The sequence below is a fragment of the Pseudoalteromonas sp. UBA6610 genome (assembly GCF_002433295.1).
GTDB classification, from domain to species: domain Bacteria; phylum Pseudomonadota; class Gammaproteobacteria; order Enterobacterales; family Alteromonadaceae; genus Pseudoalteromonas; species Pseudoalteromonas atlantica.
In genome coordinates this window covers 4,067-4,317 of sequence record NZ_DJHW01000099.1, presented here as the reverse complement: position 1 = coordinate 4,317, position 251 = coordinate 4,067, and the positions used below count along the sequence as shown (strand labels likewise).

General features: G+C 38.6%; 1 protein-coding gene. It reads right to left on the bottom strand.

What is annotated here, in order from left to right; all coding sequences use genetic code 11:
• On the bottom strand, window positions 1-140 hold a 140-nt coding region (locus tag B4F91_RS13370; protein ID WP_288635842.1), incomplete at its 3' end, for a Rho termination factor N-terminal domain-containing protein.
• Window positions 141-251: the final 111 nt, after the last annotated feature.

Genomic DNA, 251 nt, shown 5'->3' with positions numbered 1-251 from the left:
TCTCCGCCTTTGGCGTGGGATTTAAGAATAGCAAAAATGATATCTTGCTTTCTCAAGCGGGCTACGTTTTCGAGCCCCATGGACTCAGCTTGGTTTACAAGCTCTTTTATAGACTTGTCTTTTAATTCGCGTAAATGCATATTGGTGGGTTCTTTATTACAGTTGTCATACTCAAAATCGCTTTATTAGATCGTTGAGTGAGGTTTGTTGAATATAACTAAGGATTAGTTGGCTTTATAAACTAGCAGGTC